Source organism: Leifsonia stereocauli (assembly GCF_038432415.1).
Lineage (GTDB): Bacteria > Actinomycetota > Actinomycetes > Actinomycetales > Microbacteriaceae > Orlajensenia > Orlajensenia stereocauli.
On sequence record NZ_JBCAUN010000002.1, the window covers coordinates 229458 to 245405 of the forward strand.

A 15948-nucleotide genomic window follows, 5' to 3' on the forward strand; every position below is an offset into this window, starting at 1 on the left:
CGGGTTGGCAGCCTTGCGGGCGGCCTTCTCGTCGGCGAGCTTCTTGGCGGCTGCGACCTGGGCGATGCCCTCTTCGGCGCGGAGCACCTTGGTGCGCATGACTGCTTCGCTGAGACCCAGCTGGCGGTCGAGCTCCGACGTGGTGGCCGGCTCTGCGGTGAAGTTGACGACGGCGTAGATGCCCTCGTTCTTCTTGTTGATCTCGTAGGCGAGACGACGACGGCCCCAGATGTCGACGTTGTCGATGGATCCACCATCGTTACGCACCACATTGAGGAACTTGTCGAGGCTCGGAGCGACGGTGCGCTCATCGATCTCGGGATCGAGGATGACCATCAATTCGTACTGATGCATGACTAACCCACCTCCTTCGGACTGAACGGCTGCAGTATTTCTGCAACAGGAGGGTTGTGCATGTGTTGATTCGTGGAGGCCGCACAATCGCGGCACACGGGCAACCTTCCCAGAGTAACGGATGCGGCGCTTCAGCGCACCTCGGGACGGCCATCCGCCCCGAACTCCCAGTCAGGCTCCCGGCGTTGAGAGGGTCAGATCCGGCCAGATTCCACTCGTGTCGGCCGACAAGTGGCCGGATGCGTCCCCCCTCGCCTCGACGGGATCACCGGGATCACCGGAGACGCAGGCCCGCCGTCAGGAGCTGCTGTCGCAGGAGCGCCGGGTCGACAGCGATCGCCCAGCCCCATCGTGCGCCGCGCGGGCGATGCATCCGCACCCGGAGGAGAGCTGCCGATTCATGGGAGAACACCGGTTCGTGCATCCGCGTCCGGCTGACTGCGGCTATGCGGGCGGCGAGCCTCTGGGCCGATGTCGCCTCGGCCCACCAGTCGGCCGGCGCGAAGGCTCCCGGCCGCAGCCGCACCCTCGACCCCGCGCTCGCGTGGCGTCGGAGGGTGCGGGCCGATGCTGAGTCCGGTGGCGGGGCGCCACCGATCGACACCGGTGGTGCGCCGATCGAGAACCGTTCGTCCATCCGGCGATGCTGCCGCGGCGCAGCGCGCTCGACCAGTCGATCGCCCACCTTGTGGACTGCGCCGCGGCACGCCTGCCGGTGGGGGAGCCGTCATCCTCGAGCGAGAGGGTCGCATCCGGCCATCTCGACGCGATTCAACGCCGGAATCGGCCGGAACCGACCCTCTCGGCGTCACGGGCGGGGGAGAGGGCCTCAGGCGGGGGAGCGCTCCGCCCACCAGGCGCGCAGGCGCTCGGTGGCGACCTCCTCGCCGAGTGGTCCATCGTCGAGCCGCAGTTCGAGGAGGAACCTGTAGGCCTCGCCCACCTCTCTCCCGGGACGGATGCCGAGGATCGCCATGATCTGCTCGCCGTCGAGGTCGGGCCGAACGGCCGCGAGCTCTTCCTGCTCGGCCAGCTCGGTCATCCGTCGCTCGATGTCGTCATAGGCGAACGCGAGGCGGTCGGCCTTGCGCTTGTTGCGGGTCGTGACGTCGGCACGGGTGAGGATATGCAGACGCTCGAGCTGGTCGCCGGCGTCGCGCACATAGCGTCGGACGGCCGAGTCGGTCCACGCGCCCTCCGTGTAGCCGAAGAAGCGCAGGTGCAGCTCGATGAGGCGCGAGACCGCCGCGATGGTGTCGTTGTCGAAGCGCAGTTCCCGCAGGCGCTTGCGAGCGAGCTTGGAGCCGACGACGTCGTGGTGGTGGAAGCTCACGATTCCGCCGCCCTCGAGCTTGCGGGTGGCCGGCTTGCCGATGTCGTGCAGGAGAGCGGCGAGGCGCAGGGTGAGGTCGGGGCTGACGAGATTGCCGCGCGCCTTCTCGTAGCCGATGGCCTGCTCGAGCACGGTGAGGCTGTGCTGGTAGACGTCCTTGTGGTGATGGTGCTCGTCGACCTCGAGGCGCAGTGCCGGCAGTTCGGGCAGAACACGCGCTGCCAGCCCGGAGTCCACGAGCAGTTCGAGACCGCGCCGCGGCTCGTCGGTCTTCAGGAGTTTGGAGAGCTCCTCGTTCACCCGTTCGGCCGAGATGCGATCGATGCTGGGGGCCAACTCGATGAGCGCCGCCTCGGTCTCGTCGTCGACGAGGAATCCGAGCTGGGCCGTGAACCTGCAGGCCCTCATCATTCGGAGCGGGTCGTCGCCGAAGGAGACGGCGGGCGATGACGGCGTGCGCAGGCGCCCCTCGAGCATGTCGTCGATACCGCCCGACGGGTCGACCAGCTTCATCTCGGGCAGGCGCAACGCCAGGGCGTTGACCGTGAAGTCACGCCTGAGGAGGTCGTCCTCGAGGGACGAGCCGAAGACGACGTCGGGCTTGCGGCTCTCGCCGTCGTAGCTGTCCGCCCGATAGGTGGTGACCTCGACGGTCTCGCCGGCGATCTTCGCCCCGATCGTGCCGAACTGTCGACCGATGTCCCAGTGCGCCTCACTGATGGGCGCGATGATCGCGAGGATCTGATCGGGAGTGGCATCCGTCGTGAAATCGAGATCGTGTGCCACCCGCCCGAGGAAGGCGTCGCGAACGGGGCCTCCGACGAGGGCCAGTTCGTGCCCGGCGGCGGCGAAAGCGGTCGCCAGACGGGAGACGGTGGGGGAGGCGGCGACTTCACCCAACCGCTCGAGGGCTGCCGCGACGCTCTGCATGCCTCCATGGTAGGGCGTCGAAGAATGACCCCTCGGCTCGGCGCACAGGAGCCGAGCAGCCCCCACGCCGTAGAATCGCACGCATGATGGCCGACACCGATGCTGCGCGTCGGTGGGCACCTCCCCTCTCCTCCGGCCGCCGCGCGCCCATGCGCGTCGCCGCGGCGGCCGCTCTCGGCGGTCTCGCACTGGCCGCCTGCGGTCTCATCGCGCCGGCGGCGGGCGCGGCGACTCCGTCGGCATCGGGCGCTTCATCCGGAACCGCATCGGCTGTCGCGGCGGTCGCGGAACCCGGCGACGTCACAGTCTCGCTCGCCACGGACCCCAGGCTCGGCCCCGGCCAGGACCTCACCGTCACCATCACCATCACTAACGCCGGAACGACCGCGATCGATCCCGGAACCGTCGAGGTCCTGCTCGACCCCGACCGCATCGCGACCCGCGGTGAGCTCGACGCCTGGCTCGACGCTCCGACCGAGGAGAGCGAGTCCTCGGTGACGGATGCCGGACCCACCGTCACCGTCAACGCTCCGCGCCTCGGTCCCGCAGACAACACCACTCTCACCGCGTCGATCCCGGCCGCATCCGTCAACCTCTCCGGATCGGAGTGGGGAGCACGCGGACTCGCCGCGACATACACGTCGGCCGACGCCGAGGTGGCAGAGGGCCGGGGGACAGTCACCTGGTACGCCGGCGAGCCCACGCCGGTCACGCCTGTCGCTGTGGCCATGAGCATCACCGCCCCTGTCGGTGCGACCGGGATCCTGACCGGTGACGAACTCGCCCAACTCACCCGGCCGGGCGGACTCCTCACCAGACAACTCGATGGCGTGGTCGGTCGAGAGGTCACCGTCGGCATCGATCCGATGATCATCGCCTCGATCCGCCTTCTCGGAACGAGTGCCCCCGAGACCGCGGTCGCGTGGCTGGAGCAGCTCGCCGCCCTCGACAACGAGACCTTCCCTCTGGCGTGGGCCGATGCCGACCTGGCCGTACAGGCTCAAGCCGGCCTGACCCAGTTGCTCGGCCCCACCTCGCTCGATTACGCCATCGACTCCGCGAACTTCTCCAGTGAGACGCCGACGCCGACCCCGACCCCGACGGCCAGCGACTCGCCCGCAGCCGAGCCGAGCTCCTCCGATTCCGGGGTTCGCAGCACGGATGCAGCCACCCCGACCCCGGGATCCACCGACGCGCCGCCGTCCACCGAGGCGCCGACGGTCTCCCCGAGTGCAGCGATGCCGACGATGCGGCCCACCCTCGCCGACCTGGTGTCGTGGCCGTACACCGCCACCAACGTCGCCTGGCCCGATGCCGGCACCGTCGCGGCGCCCGACCCGGCGGTCTTCGCCGCCAACGGTCTCACCACCACGATCGTCTCGAGTTCCGATCTCGCCGATCCCGGCACGGCGACCCCGCGTGCCTCTGCCGTCGCGGACGATGGCGACGCGATCGTCGCCCTGGCCGACGATCGCCTGTCCACGGCGCTGAGCGCCGCCGTCGGCTCGGTCACCGACCTCGAGTGGCGCACCGCGATGGACCAGGTGGCCGCCATCCTCGCGGTCGCCTCCTCCGAGGGCGAGAGCCCGTCCGCAGTGCTGGCGGCACTCGAACGCGGCTGGCCCCCGACGTCGACGCGCCTCCTGGCCACGCTGGATGCCATTGCGCAGCTGTCGTGGGCGGCCCCGGTACCGCTGCTCTCGTCGCTCGGTTCGCCCGCCGCATCCGTTGCCATCTCCGATATTGGGGAGCCGGCGGCCCGGGTCGCGGTCGTGCCTCCCCTGCTCGAGGACGAGGCAGCACTCACGGCCTTCTCGACTGCGCTCACCGATCCGACCGTCCTGACGGGACGCGAACGATCGGAGCTGCTCGGTCTGCTCTCGATCGGGTGGATCCCGCAGCCTGAGACCTGGGCCGAGTCCCTCGCCGATCACCGCACGGCGAGCGTCGCGACCCTGAACTCGGTCTCCGTGTCGCCGTCGAGTTCCGTGCTGGTCGTCGGCAGCCCGACGGCGATCCCGGTCTCGATCAAGAACGACTTCAGTTCGGCTGTGACCGTGCACGTTGCTGCGACTCCATCGAACGGCCGTCTCGTCGTCGATGACGGAGTGGATGTCACCGTCGAGGCCAACTCCAGCTCATCGGTGAAGATTCCCGTCACAGCCCAGGTGGGGAGCGGCACCGTCGGACTCACCATCGCCCTGACGAGCGCCACCGGAGTGCCTATCGGGCAGCCGTACACCGTCGTCGCCAACGTGCATGCCGACTGGGAGGGCATCGGTGCCGCGATCCTGGGTTCGCTCGTGGTGTTGCTCTTCGGCTTCGGGATCGTGCGCACGATCCTCCTTCGCCGGAGGGAACGGGCCGCTGGCGCGCCTGAGTCCGTGACGGATGGCGGCACCGAGTCAGCCGAACCCTCTGATGTGGTTACGCATGTGCCTGGCGTGGACCACGCGGTCGAACCACATGATCCGGTTACCGTCGACGACCCGGCGCAGGCCCGCGAGACCGGAACCGAGGAGCCGCGTGGCTGACGGCATCGGCCGCGCGAGCGCCTTCCTCGCCTCCGGCACGATCGTCTCCCGCATCCTCGGGTTCGCGAAGGCGATCGCTCTCGCGAGCGCCATCGGCTTGGTGGAATCGTCGAGCGCTGACGCCTTCGCCGTGGCGAATCAACTCCCGAACACCATCTACGCGATCATTGCCGGCGGCGTGCTCACGGCCGTCCTCGTTCCGCAGATCGTGCGGGCCGGACTCTCGGCAGACGGGGGAGCGGCCTACATCAACAAGCTCATGACGGTGACACTCGTCGTGCTCGCCGTCAGCGCCGTCATCGCCACCGCGCTCGCCCCTCTACTCACGTTCCTCTACGGCGCCGCCCTCTCTCCGGACCAGCGCGCTCTGGCGACGGCGTTCGCATTCTGGTGCCTTCCGCAGATCTTCTTCTACGGGCTGTACACGGTGCTGGGTGAAGTGCTCAATGCCCGCCGATCCTTCGGTCCCTATACGTGGGCGCCGGTAGTCAACAACGTCGTCGCGCTCGTCGGAATCGGTGTCTTCATCGCCGTCTACGGTTCCGACCCGACCGGCATGCGGTCGGCTGCGTCCTGGGATCCAGCCATGATCGCCGTCCTCGCGGGCACGGCAACACTCGGGGTGGCGGCGCAGGCGGTGATCCTGTTCTGGTTCTGGCGACGCGCCGGCATCCGGTATCGACCCGATTTCCACTGGCGGGGAGTGGGACTAGGCACAGCCGGACGAATGGCCGGCTGGACCTTCGGCATGATCCTGCTCACTACAGCGGCCGGTCTGGTCGAGACCGTCGTCGTCGGCATCGCCTCGGGAGAGGACGCCTCCGTCGCCGCGCTCGGGAACGCCTGGCTCGTCTTCATGCTTCCGCACTCGATCATCACGGTGTCGATCGCCACCGCCTATTTCACCCGCATGGCGGAGCACGCGAGCCACGGTCGCATCACCGAACTCCGCACTGATGTCTCGTCCGCGATCAGGGGGATCTCGCTGATCATCGTGCTGGCGGCCGCGGTGCTGCTCGTGACGGCCTATCCGTTCGCGGCCATCTTCACCAATGAGAGCTTCTCCCAGACCATCGCGTTCGGAAACGTCATCATGGCGTACCTCATCGGGTTGCTTCCCTTCTGCGTGCTCTTCGTCGTCCAGCGCGCCTTCTACGCCTTGGGCGACACCAGAACGCCCTTCTTCTTCACTCTCGCCCAGACGATCATCGTCGTGGTGCTCGTGATCGGCTGCTCTCTTCTGCCGTCACAGTGGATAGCGGCGGGCATCGCCCTGTCCGTCTCGATCGCCGGAATCGTGCAACTCCTCATCGCTGCGAACCTCCTGCGCCGCCGCCTGAACGGAATCGAATCCGGCCGGATCGTGCGCAGCCTTCTCGTGTACGCCTGGCCGGCACTGATCTCGATGGTGATCGGGGTGCTTCTCCTGACCGCGCTCGGCGGCACCCGCGATGGCGGATTCGCCGTGTCGGGGATCGCGCCGGCCATCCTCTCGATGGCAGCCATCGGCACCGCCATGGCTGCCGTCTACTTCGGCCTTCTGTGGATCGTCAGGGCGCCAGAACTCCGGGTCTTCGGTGAACCGATCCTCGACCGATTCCGCAGGCGCTGAGAACTCCTCCCCGCGCCGCTCCCACCCTCCTCACAGCGTTGGAATAGCACCCCCGTACACTGTGTTGTACCCAACAGCCAGGCGTCCGGACGGGCGCCACGGTCTTGTGATCCAAGGAGTTTCACGTGCGTCAGCTCATCATCATCGGCTCTGGTCCCGCCGGTTTCACCGCTGCGATCTACGCGGCGCGTGCCCAGCTCGAGCCGCTGCTCATCGCCAGCTCGGTGCAGGTCGGAGGCGAGCTCATGAACACGACCGAGGTCGAGAACTTCCCCGGATTCCCCGCAGGGATCCAGGGCCCCGAGCTCATGATGCAGATGCAGGAGCAGGCCGAGAAGTTCGGCACCGAGGTCGTCTACGACGACGTCGTGAACCTCGAGCTCGACGGTGACGTCAAGAAGGTCACCCTCGGCTCGGGCGAGACCCTCGAGGCTCAGGCTGTGATCTTCGCGACGGGCTCCGCCTACCGCAAACTCGGCCTCGAAGACGAGGAGCGTCTCTCGGGTCGCGGCGTCTCCTGGTGCGCCACGTGCGACGGCTTCTTCTTCAAGGAGAAGGTCATCGCGGTCGTGGGCGGCGGCGACTCCGCCATGGAGGAGGCCACCTTCCTCACCCGCTTCGGCTCCAAGGTCATCGTCATCCACCGCAAGGGTGAACTGCGCGCCTCCAGGATCATGCAGGAACGCGCATTCAACGACCCGAAGATCGAGTTCATCTGGAACAGCGAGGTCGTGGGCATCACGGGAACGGATGCCGCCAGCGGCCTGGTCCTGCGCGACACCGTCACGGGCGAGCAGAGCGAGATCGAGATCGGTGGCCTGTTCATCGCGATCGGCAACGACCCGCGCACGCACCTCGTGCACGGCAAGCTGCAGTTGACCCCCGAGGGAACCATCGCGGTCGACGGTAGGTCGTCGAAAACATCTCTGACCGGCGTTTTCGCTGCTGGAGACGTAATCGACCCCACGTACCGACAGGCCATCACTGCTGCCGGTTCGGGTACCGTCGCCGCACTCGACGCCGAGCACTTCCTCGCGTCGATCCCCGAGATCCTGCCCGACGGCCCCGTCCCGGCCGACGCTGACGCCCTCGTCTCAGCGCACTGATCTCGCGGGTCAGCCGACCCGCGCATCCGACATCCACAGAAGGAGAATGAGAATGACTGCACGTGCCGTCACCGAAGCGACATTCGACGCCGAGGTCCTGAAGAGCGAGAAGACCGTCCTCGTCGACTTCTGGGCAGAGTGGTGCGGCCCCTGCCGTGCCGTCTCCCCGATCCTCGACCAGATCGCGTCCGAGCACTCCGACAAGATCGACATCGTCAAGGTGAACGTCGACGAGAACCCCCAGCTCGCGATGAAGTACCAGATCACGTCGATCCCCGCTTTCAAGGTCTACCAGGCAGGCGAGGTCGTCAAGACCGTCATCGGCGCCAAGCCGAAGCCCGCCCTCGAGGCCGACCTCGCCGCCTACATCTCGTAGCCGGCCGCTCGAACGACTCGAGACCCGCCCGGCTCACGCCGGGCGGGTCTTTCGTTTCCCGGGAGCACCCGAGCTCGGTGCGCGACACACGTCACGGCAGATCGACGCCGACGAATAGCATGGAACCCTCACAGAACGGATCACCCAGTGAACGACAGAGCGCAGTCCGGCAACAACCTCGACCCGTGGTTCCACCACTACGCCGAGCGAGCCGCCGGTCTGCGCGCCAGCGAGGTGCGCGCCCTGTTCGCCGTGGCCTCACGTCCCGAGGTGGTCTCCCTCGCCGGGGGCATGCCCTTCGTCTCCGCCCTCCCCAGCGACCTGATTCAGGGCGCGATGGACGACGTGATGCGAACGGAAGGCCCGGTCGCGCTGCAATACGGGTCCGGCCAGGGCGTGCCGAAGCTGCGTGAGCAGATCCTCGAGGTCATGGCGCTCGAGGGCATTCGCGCCAACGCCGACGATGTGGTCGTGACCACGGGATCCCAGCATGCGCTGGAGCTCGTCAGCAAGCTCTTCCTCGACCCCGGTGACGTCGTCGTCTCCGAAGGCCCCAGCTACGTGACCGCCATGGTCATCTTCCGCTCCTACCAGGCCGACATCGACCACGTGCCGATGGACGAGCACGGCCTCATCCCCGAGGCCCTGCGCGAGCACATCGCCCGCCTGAAGGCGGCGGGGCGCACGATCAAGTTCCTGTACACCATCCCCTCGTTCCACAATCCCGCCGGCGTCACGCTCAGCTGGGAACGCCGCGTCGAGATCCTGCAGATCGCTCGAGACAACGACATCCTCGTCCTGGAGGACAATCCCTACGGCCTGCTCTACTTCGACCAGCCGGCCCCGGATGCCATGCGTTCGGTCGAGGAGGATGGCGTGATCTACCTCGGCACCTTCTCCAAGACCCTGGCCCCCGGATTCCGCACCGGATGGGCCCTCGCTCCGCACGCCATCCGGGAGAAGCTCGTTCTCGCCAACGAGGCGGCCGTGCTGTCGCCGAGTTCCTTCAGTCAGTTGGTCATCTCGAAGTACCTCGAGACTGCCGACTGGAAGGGACAGATCGACACCTTCCGCGGCGTCTACCGGGAGCGCAAGGAGGCCATGCTCTCCGCACTGGGGGAGTACCTGCCCGAGCTCACCTGGACCAACCCCAACGGCGGCTTCTACGTGTGGCTCACCCTGCCTGAACCTCTCGACTCCAAGGCGATGCTGCCCCGTGCGGTCAAGGAACTCGTCGCCTACACCCCTGGAACGGCGTTCTACGGCGACGGGGGCGGGCACCAGAACATCCGCCTGTCGTTCTGCTATCCCACTCCGGAACAGATCCGCCTCGGTATCCGCCGACTGTCGAACGTGCTGCGGGGCGAGCTTGAACTCCTCGACACCTTCGCCGGCACGGGCAGCCTCACTTCGGTGCGGAATTCCACCCGATTCAGCCTCCCACCCACTGATCTCAACTGACCTCGACTGACGAAACGGACATCATGACCACCAACGCCCCGTCAGAGAGTTCCCCTCCCCGTCTCGACATCATCGTGCTCGCAGGGGGCATCTCGCACGAGCGCGACGTCTCGTTGCGCAGTGGCCGCCGTATCGCCGACGCGCTCACATCCGCCGGACACACCGTCAGGGTCGTCGACCCTGACGCCTCATTGTTCTCCCGCCTCGCCGAGCACCGTCCCGATGTCATCTGGCCGGCCCTCCACGGCACAACGGGGGAGGACGGCGCCCTGCTGTCGCTGCTCGAGACCACAGGGATCCCCTTCATCGGAGCGCACGGCGACGACGCGTCCCTCGCCTGGCTGAAGCCGGTGGCGAAGGCACTCATCCGCCGCGCAGGCTTCGCCACACCGGACTCGATCACCCTGGGGCGCGAGACATTCCGTGACCTCGGTGCTGCAGATGTACTCGAGCGTGTGTCGGCCGCGCTGCCGTTCCCTGTGGTGGTCAAGCCATCCCAGGGCGGATCTGCGCAGGGCGTCTCGATCGTCCGGGAAGCGTCAGAGCTGCCCCGTGCCATGGTCGAGGCGTACAGCTACTCCGACACGGCTTTCGTGGAACGCCACGTCGTGGGAACCGAGGTGGCCGTTGCAGTCGTCGACGACGGACGGGGTGCCCACGCGCTTCCGGCCGTCGAGATCGAGCCACTCAGTGGCGTCTACAGCTTCGATGACCGCTACAACGCGGGGGAGACGTTGTTCTATACGCCCGCGCGCCTGTCCGACGATGTCGCCAGGCGGGTGGCGGACACGGCTGTGGCCATCCATGAATTGCTCCACCTGCGTCAGTTGTCGCGCATCGACCTGATCGTCGACGCGGAGGGAACACCTTGGTTCCTCGAGGCCAACGTTCTTCCGGGCATGACCGAGACGTCGCTCGTCCCCCAGGCGATCGAGGCCGCTGGGCTCACCTTGCCGGGACTCTACTCGGCACTGGCCGTCGAGGCGTCCCGCTGACGTTTCACGTGAAACGGCACCACGAATGAGCGTCCATTCCAGCGAGCGCAGGCTGGGCGTCTCTACGGGCTGAGCCCACCTGACGTCGCGACCACACCCGCGCGCCTGCGCATGTCGACCCATCCCGCGGCCGTAGTGGATCCACTCTCGACGGAGTCGGGCGAGGACACGTCGGCAGCCGCGGCCGTCTTCCTTGGCCATGGACCACGCGTTTCACGTGAAACGGTCACGGGAATGGCGAGTGCGCAGGGGCCGAACTGCGGCTCGGCGAGGAGCCGGAGCCCCACACTCCGCTGGGGTCTCCTGGCCTGTAGACATGAGTCAGGCCCAGCAGCCGATGAATCTGCACGGGCGGATTGAGAGCACGCCACTAGGCGTTTCACGTGATACATCGCCTACCCGCCGCCACAGTGGCCTAACGGATACGACCGACGAGTGTGAGAGTAGCGCCGAACCTGTAGATGGAAAATGCCCCGATGTTTCACGTGAAACACCCACACGCGCCGAACTGTCACACGAATCACCGGGGGAGTGGCAGCAACGCGCACTGAATCAGCTGGCGGATGCCTGAATCCATCCACGCGACAGCAGCCATGGCTCCTCCGACACCCACGGGCACACGTCACAGGTCCTGCGCGCGTCTGGCGAGCCAGCCGTGCCACCTGGGTTGTCAGCCCCTGACGGTGACCCCAATGACGAAGCACCCCGTTTCACGTGAAACGGGGTGCTTCGTCAACGCGCCGACGTCAGCCGGGGAAATCGTCCTCGCCCAACTCCGCGAGGATGCGGTTGAGGTCCTGAATGGTCGCGAAGTCGATCGTGATCTGCCCCTTGCGAGCACTCAGGGAGATCTTCACACGAGTGTTCAGTCTGTCACCGAGCGTGGACGCGATCTCGTCGAGGTGGCCGTGGTGCTTGCCCGCGTTCGGTCGGGTCTTCACGACCTTCGGTGCGGCGCCGGCGGCCGCCTCGGCTGCCCGCACGGACAGGTCCTCGTTCACGATCTTGTCGGCGAGAACCTGCATGGCCTCACCGTCGCCCACCGAGAGGATGGCGCGAGCATGCCCAGCGGTCAGGACTCCCGCCGCGACCCGCAATTGCACGGACTCCGGAAGCCTCAGGAGCCGCAGCGTATTCGAGATCTGCGGTCGTGAACGACCAATACGTCCCGCCAACTCCTCCTGGGTGATTCCGAAGTCGGCCAACAACTGCTGGTAGGCGGACGCCTCCTCCAACGGGTTGAGGTTGGAGCGGTGGAGGTTCTCGAGGAGGGCATCACGCAGCATGTCCTCGTTGGCGGTGTCCTTGATGACCGCTGGAATCGTCTCGAGACCGACTTCCTTGGTCGCCCGCAGACGCCGCTCGCCCATGACGAGCTCGTACTTCCCGGGCAGATCATTGTGCGGACGCACGACGATCGGCTGCAGAACCCCGAACTCGCGCACGCTGTGTACGAGCTCTGCAAGATCCTCTGCGACGAAGACCGAGCGTGGCTGGTGAGCGTTGGGCACGATGTCGGCCGGGTTGAGCTGGGCCAGACGCGCGCCAGGCACCGCCAGGAGGCCGGCATCCGGCTCCTTGACGTCGACACTCGGTGCTCCGGGAAAGAAGACGTCGACCGGTCGGCTGGTTCGCTCGTCGTCACCTGTGGGAATGAGGGCGCCGATGCCTCGGCCGAGTCCTGTGCGCTTCGCCATTACGTGCGTGCTCCTTCGATGATGGGGGCCCCGCGGCGGGCGATCTCAGCCGCTGCCTCGAGATAGGACAGCGATCCAGACGAGCCGGGGTCATATCCGATGACACTCTGGCCGTAGCTGGGAGCCTCGGAAACACGCACCGACCGGGGAATTATTGTTCCAAGTACTTGCTGAGGGAAGTGATCGCGAACATCCTGGGCCACCTGATTCGCGAGGTTCGTACGCGAGTCGTACATGGTGAGCAGGATCGTCGAGACGTTGAGCTCTGGATTCAGGTGCTTCTCGATCAACTCGATGTTCTTGAGCAGTTGGCTGAGGCCCTCCAGTGCGTAGTACTCGCACTGGATGGGAATCAGGACCTCGTTCGCGGCCACGAAGGCGTTGATGGTGAGCAGTCCCAGAGACGGAGGGCAGTCGATGAAGACGTAGTCGTATGGTTCCTCCATCTGCTTGAGGTGCAGATCGAGCGCACGACGAAGACGCTGCTCGCGCGCCACGAGGGAGACGAGTTCGATCTCGGCTCCGGCCAAGTGGATGGTGGCGGGAACGCAGGACAGGTCGCCGGCCTCCGGACTCGCCTGGATGACATCGCCCAGAGGCGCATCGCCGATGATGACGTCGTAGACGCTCGCAGTGTCGGAACGGTGCTCGACGCCGAGCGCCGTCGACGCGTTTCCCTGCGGGTCGAGATCGATGACCAACACCTTGGCGCCGGAGAGCGCGAGCGCCGCAGCGAGGTTCACTGTCGTGGTGGTCTTGCCGACGCCGCCCTTCTGGTTCGAGATCGTGAAGATCCGAGTGCGCTCAGGCAGGGGGAGGGGAGCGGATGCAAGCGCCTGACGCCGGCGAGCGTGGTCAGCCACTTCGCGAGCGAGCGGGGTCTCGGCCTCGGTCGAGACCGCCGCGGCAGGCACGGGAATGGGAGCAGTCTCGGGTGCGACCGGATCCACCTCCATTCGCTCGCCCGACGCAGCGGGAAGGGCTGTGTCAGGCACTGATTCGGCTTCCACAGGAGTGTCTGGGTCGATTTCGACGACAGAATTCTCGATCGGGACATCCGTGCTCGCGCTTAGGATGGCTCCCACAGCATCATTCGGGGACGAATTCGGTGTCGAATCCGACTCTGTCACGGAATCTGACTGCACGCCATCGACTGCAGTCACTGCCGATCGATCGTCGTCGTCCTTGCGGTGGAACCAACCGCGACGGGTCTCGTTCGGCATCTGCAGAAAACTCCTACTTCGCAACTCGATGAATACGCGTCTCATCCGGCGATCGTGCCGAATCCGCGGAAAACGACGTTCAGTAACGTCGAATCTGTGGAGGAACTCCGCCCTCGAACAGCAGGGGAGAGGACTAGTCCACTGTAGCCCGAACGACCCGCGTGACCTCGCTCAGCACACCTTCGCCGAGCACGAGAACCTCCACGTCGAGCAGGTGGTACTTGCGAATGGCCTTGGCAGCAGCCTCGATCTCGCGCTCGGCGTTCGCGCCCTTCATCAAGACGAGCTCGCCGCCGGTCTTCACCAGAGGAGCGGTCAGAGGAATGAGGGTTCGAAGCGCACTGACCGCACGTGCGGTGACCTGGTCGAGCAGGGGAGACAGTCTGGCCTCCTCCGCTCGGGCACGAAGCACTTCAACGTTGTCGAGACCGAGTTCATCGACCTGGCTCTGCAACCAGGCGACGCGCCGCTCCATGGGCTCGATCAGCACGAAGTCCACATCCGGACGCGCGATCGCCAACACCAGACCGGGAAGGCCCGCGCCGCTGCCGATGTCGCCGACGCGGCCGGGGCGAAGCAACGGTGCCATGATCGCGCTGTTCAGGACATGCCGGCTCCACAGGCGCGGCAACTCCAGCGGGCCGATGAGGCCCAACTCCTCGCCGAGACGGGCGAGGTTCGCGGTGAATGCACGTGCCACGGCGATCCTGTCGCCGAAGATCTGCTCGGCAACCACCGGCTCGACCTCGACACTCACGGCTTCGTCAGCCATGGGCGCATCGTTTCACGTGAAACATCACCGCAGTGATTCAGGAGGCAGAGGTGATGACGGTGTGACGGTCGGAACCCTCACCGCGTGACTCCGACACGTAGCCGCGCTCGGCGACGACATCGTGAACGAGCTTGCGCTCGTACGACGACATGGGAGGCAGGGCGGCCTCTGCCGCTCCAGCCTCGATGCGCTCGATGGCGCGGCTGACCAACGAAGACAGCTCAGCCTGGCGGGCATCGCGCGACCCACCGATATCGAGGATCAGGCGAGAGAAGACTCCGGTCTTCGCCTGGACAGCGAGACGAGTGAGCTCCTGAAGCGCATTGACGACGTCGGCCTTGGCGAGCACGCGCAGGTTGGCGCCATCCTCGGCGTTGACCGAGACGTAGGCGCGACCGTTACGGGCATCGATGTCGATGTCGCCGTCGATGTCGCAGATGTCGAGGAACTCCTCGATGTAGTCGGCTGCGACATCCCCCTCCTGCTCCAGCTGCTCACGCGTGGGGGAGTGGGTGGTGGCGTTCTGAACGTCCGTCATGGCTCTGCTCTCTGGGTGTCTATCGAAATCAGCTGCCGGCATCGCCGGGCTTGGCCTGCTTCTTCGCGCGGTCCTTGCTCATGGGCTGCTGGCGCTGGGTCGTCGTCCTCTTCGGCTCCTCGACCACGATGATGTCGCCGTCCTTGGCCTCGAGCTTGCCCTTTCGCGCAAGGCGAGCCTCGCGAGCCTTCGCGGCCTCACTGCCGGGAGTCGGCATGTTCCGGATCACGATGAACTGCTGAACCATGGTCCAGATGTTCGAGGTGAGCCAGTAGAACATCACGCCGAGCGGGAAGGCCACGCCCGAGAAGGCGAAGACCAGGGGGAGGAGGTAGAGGAGAACGCGCTGCTGGCGGAACATGGGGCTCGCCTTGGTCTCCGGCGACATGTTCTTCGACACGATCTGCAGCTGGGTGAAGAACTGCGAGGCGGTCATGAGGACGACCATGATGCCTGCGATCCACATGACGGCGGCGACGTACGGCTCGCCCGATGTCATCAGGGTCCACTGCGAAGCGAAGGAATCGTGAAGGGGAGCGATGCCGAAGAGCTTGGCGGAGCCGAACTGCTCGGCCAGCGTGTCGTTGAGCGGGCCGACGCCGGCCTTCGAGTGCTGCGCGTCATTGAGCACCGAGAACAGCGCGAAGAAGATCGGCATCTGGATCAGCAGCGGAAGACAGGAGCTGAGCGGGTTCGTACCCGTCTTCTTGTAGAGCTCCATCGTCTCGCGGGACATGGCCTCACGCGAGAACTGGTCCTTCTTGCCCTTGTACTTCTCCTGGATCTTCTTCAGCTGCGGAGCGACCTCGAGCATCCGCCGCTGGTTCTTGATCTGGCGGACGAAGATCGGGATGAGCGCTGCGCGAACGACGACCACGAGGCCCACGATCGACAGCACCCAGGTGATGCCGGCGGCGGGGTCCATGCCGATGGCCTCGAAGAGCTGGTGCCAGCCGACGAGGAGAAGCTCGACCACCCATTTGAGCGGCCAGAGGATCGTTCCAATAAGGTCCATCG

13 protein-coding genes and 1 pseudogene are annotated in these 15948 nt (G+C 66.3%); 6 read left to right on the forward strand and 8 right to left on the reverse strand.

Features of this window, described 5'->3' with window-relative positions:
• Nucleotides 1–6 precede the first annotated feature (6 nt).
• The 3 genes and pseudogenes from rpsF to AADV74_RS10020 all read right to left on the reverse strand — a co-directional run.
• Nucleotides 7–354, reverse strand: a pseudogene (rpsF, locus tag AADV74_RS10010) (30S ribosomal protein S6); the annotation flags it as partial.
• 274 nt (nt 355–628) lie between these two features.
• Nucleotides 629–991, reverse strand: coding sequence for a hypothetical protein (locus AADV74_RS10015; RefSeq protein WP_342113615.1), 363 nt, complete (start codon nt 989–991; stop codon nt 629–631).
• Nucleotides 992–1183: 192 nt separating this feature from the next.
• Complete coding sequence (locus tag AADV74_RS10020; protein WP_342113616.1) at nt 1184–2617, reverse strand: CCA tRNA nucleotidyltransferase; 1434 nt, start codon at nt 2615–2617, stop codon at nt 1184–1186.
• An 83-nt stretch (nt 2618–2700) separates the two neighbouring features.
• Between AADV74_RS10020 and AADV74_RS10025 the strand changes: the two genes are divergently transcribed.
• The 6 genes from AADV74_RS10025 (at nt 2701) to AADV74_RS10050 (ending at nt 10701) form a co-directional block, all read left to right on the forward strand.
• Nucleotides 2701–5151, forward strand: a complete 2451-nt coding sequence (locus AADV74_RS10025; protein WP_342113617.1) for a DUF6049 family protein — start codon at nt 2701–2703, stop codon at nt 5149–5151.
• Nucleotides 5144–6763 (forward strand): murein biosynthesis integral membrane protein MurJ, encoded by a 1620-nt coding sequence (gene murJ / locus AADV74_RS10030; RefSeq protein WP_342113618.1) that lies wholly within the window; start codon nt 5144–5146, stop codon nt 6761–6763. The genes AADV74_RS10025 and murJ overlap by 8 nt, the downstream gene beginning before the upstream one ends.
• A gap of 125 nt (nt 6764–6888) precedes the next feature.
• Nucleotides 6889–7869 (forward strand): thioredoxin-disulfide reductase, encoded by a 981-nt coding sequence (gene trxB, locus AADV74_RS10035; protein ID WP_342113619.1) that lies wholly within the window; start codon nt 6889–6891, stop codon nt 7867–7869.
• Between the two features lie 52 nt (nt 7870–7921).
• Entirely contained in the window at nt 7922–8245 is a 324-nt protein-coding gene (gene trxA, locus AADV74_RS10040; RefSeq protein WP_055911062.1) for a thioredoxin, read from the forward strand.
• Between the two features lie 147 nt (nt 8246–8392).
• Nucleotides 8393–9706 (forward strand): aminotransferase-like domain-containing protein, encoded by a 1314-nt coding sequence (locus AADV74_RS10045; RefSeq protein ID WP_342113622.1) that lies wholly within the window; start codon nt 8393–8395, stop codon nt 9704–9706.
• 23 nt (nt 9707–9729) lie between these two features.
• Nucleotides 9730–10701: a D-alanine--D-alanine ligase family protein gene (locus AADV74_RS10050; RefSeq protein ID WP_342113623.1), complete on the forward strand. Its 972-nt coding sequence runs from the start codon at nt 9730–9732 to the stop codon at nt 10699–10701.
• A 746-nt stretch (nt 10702–11447) separates the two neighbouring features.
• On the opposite strand, the gene AADV74_RS10055 is transcribed toward AADV74_RS10050, so the two are convergent.
• The 5 genes from AADV74_RS10055 to yidC form a co-directional block, all read right to left on the reverse strand.
• Nucleotides 11448–12398, reverse strand: a complete 951-nt coding sequence (locus AADV74_RS10055; RefSeq protein ID WP_342113624.1) for a ParB/RepB/Spo0J family partition protein — start codon at nt 12396–12398, stop codon at nt 11448–11450.
• Nucleotides 12398–13354, reverse strand: coding sequence for a ParA family protein (locus AADV74_RS10060; RefSeq protein ID WP_425287303.1), 957 nt, complete (start codon nt 13352–13354; stop codon nt 12398–12400). The genes AADV74_RS10055 and AADV74_RS10060 overlap by 1 nt, the downstream gene beginning before the upstream one ends.
• A gap of 400 nt (nt 13355–13754) precedes the next feature.
• The gene (gene rsmG / locus AADV74_RS10065) at nt 13755–14393 is read right to left on the reverse strand and encodes a 16S rRNA (guanine(527)-N(7))-methyltransferase RsmG (RefSeq protein ID WP_342113629.1); all 639 of its coding nucleotides are present in this window, start codon (nt 14391–14393) and stop codon (nt 13755–13757) included.
• A gap of 37 nt (nt 14394–14430) precedes the next feature.
• Nucleotides 14431–14931 (reverse strand): Jag family protein, encoded by a 501-nt coding sequence (locus AADV74_RS10070; RefSeq protein WP_342113632.1) that lies wholly within the window; start codon nt 14929–14931, stop codon nt 14431–14433.
• 28 nt (nt 14932–14959) lie between these two features.
• Nucleotides 14960–15946: a membrane protein insertase YidC gene (gene yidC, locus AADV74_RS10075; RefSeq protein WP_342113634.1), complete on the reverse strand. Its 987-nt coding sequence runs from the start codon at nt 15944–15946 to the stop codon at nt 14960–14962.
• Nucleotides 15947–15948: the final 2 nt, after the last annotated feature.

Coding starts and splice junctions, on each gene's coding strand:
- AADV74_RS10055 (WP_342113624.1), bottom strand. CDS start 12,398: ATGGCGAAGCGCACAGGACTCGGCCGAGGCATCGGCGCCCTCATTCCC.
- AADV74_RS10020 (WP_342113616.1), bottom strand. CDS start 2,617: ATGCAGAGCGTCGCGGCAGCCCTCGAGCGGTTGGGTGAAGTCGCCGCC.
- rsmG (WP_342113629.1), bottom strand. CDS start 14,393: ATGGCTGACGAAGCCGTGAGTGTCGAGGTCGAGCCGGTGGTTGCCGAG.
- AADV74_RS10060 (WP_425287303.1), bottom strand. CDS start 13,354: ATGGAGGTGGATCCGGTCGCACCCGAGACTGCTCCCATTCCCGTGCCT.
- AADV74_RS10050 (WP_342113623.1), top strand. CDS start 9,730: ATGACCACCAACGCCCCGTCAGAGAGTTCCCCTCCCCGTCTCGACATC.
- yidC (WP_342113634.1), bottom strand. CDS start 15,946: ATGGACCTTATTGGAACGATCCTCTGGCCGCTCAAATGGGTGGTCGAG.
- AADV74_RS10025 (WP_342113617.1), top strand. CDS start 2,701: ATGATGGCCGACACCGATGCTGCGCGTCGGTGGGCACCTCCCCTCTCC.
- AADV74_RS10070 (WP_342113632.1), bottom strand. CDS start 14,931: ATGACGGACGTTCAGAACGCCACCACCCACTCCCCCACGCGTGAGCAG.
- AADV74_RS10015 (WP_342113615.1), bottom strand. CDS start 991: ATGGACGAACGGTTCTCGATCGGCGCACCACCGGTGTCGATCGGTGGC.
- trxA (WP_055911062.1), top strand. CDS start 7,922: ATGACTGCACGTGCCGTCACCGAAGCGACATTCGACGCCGAGGTCCTG.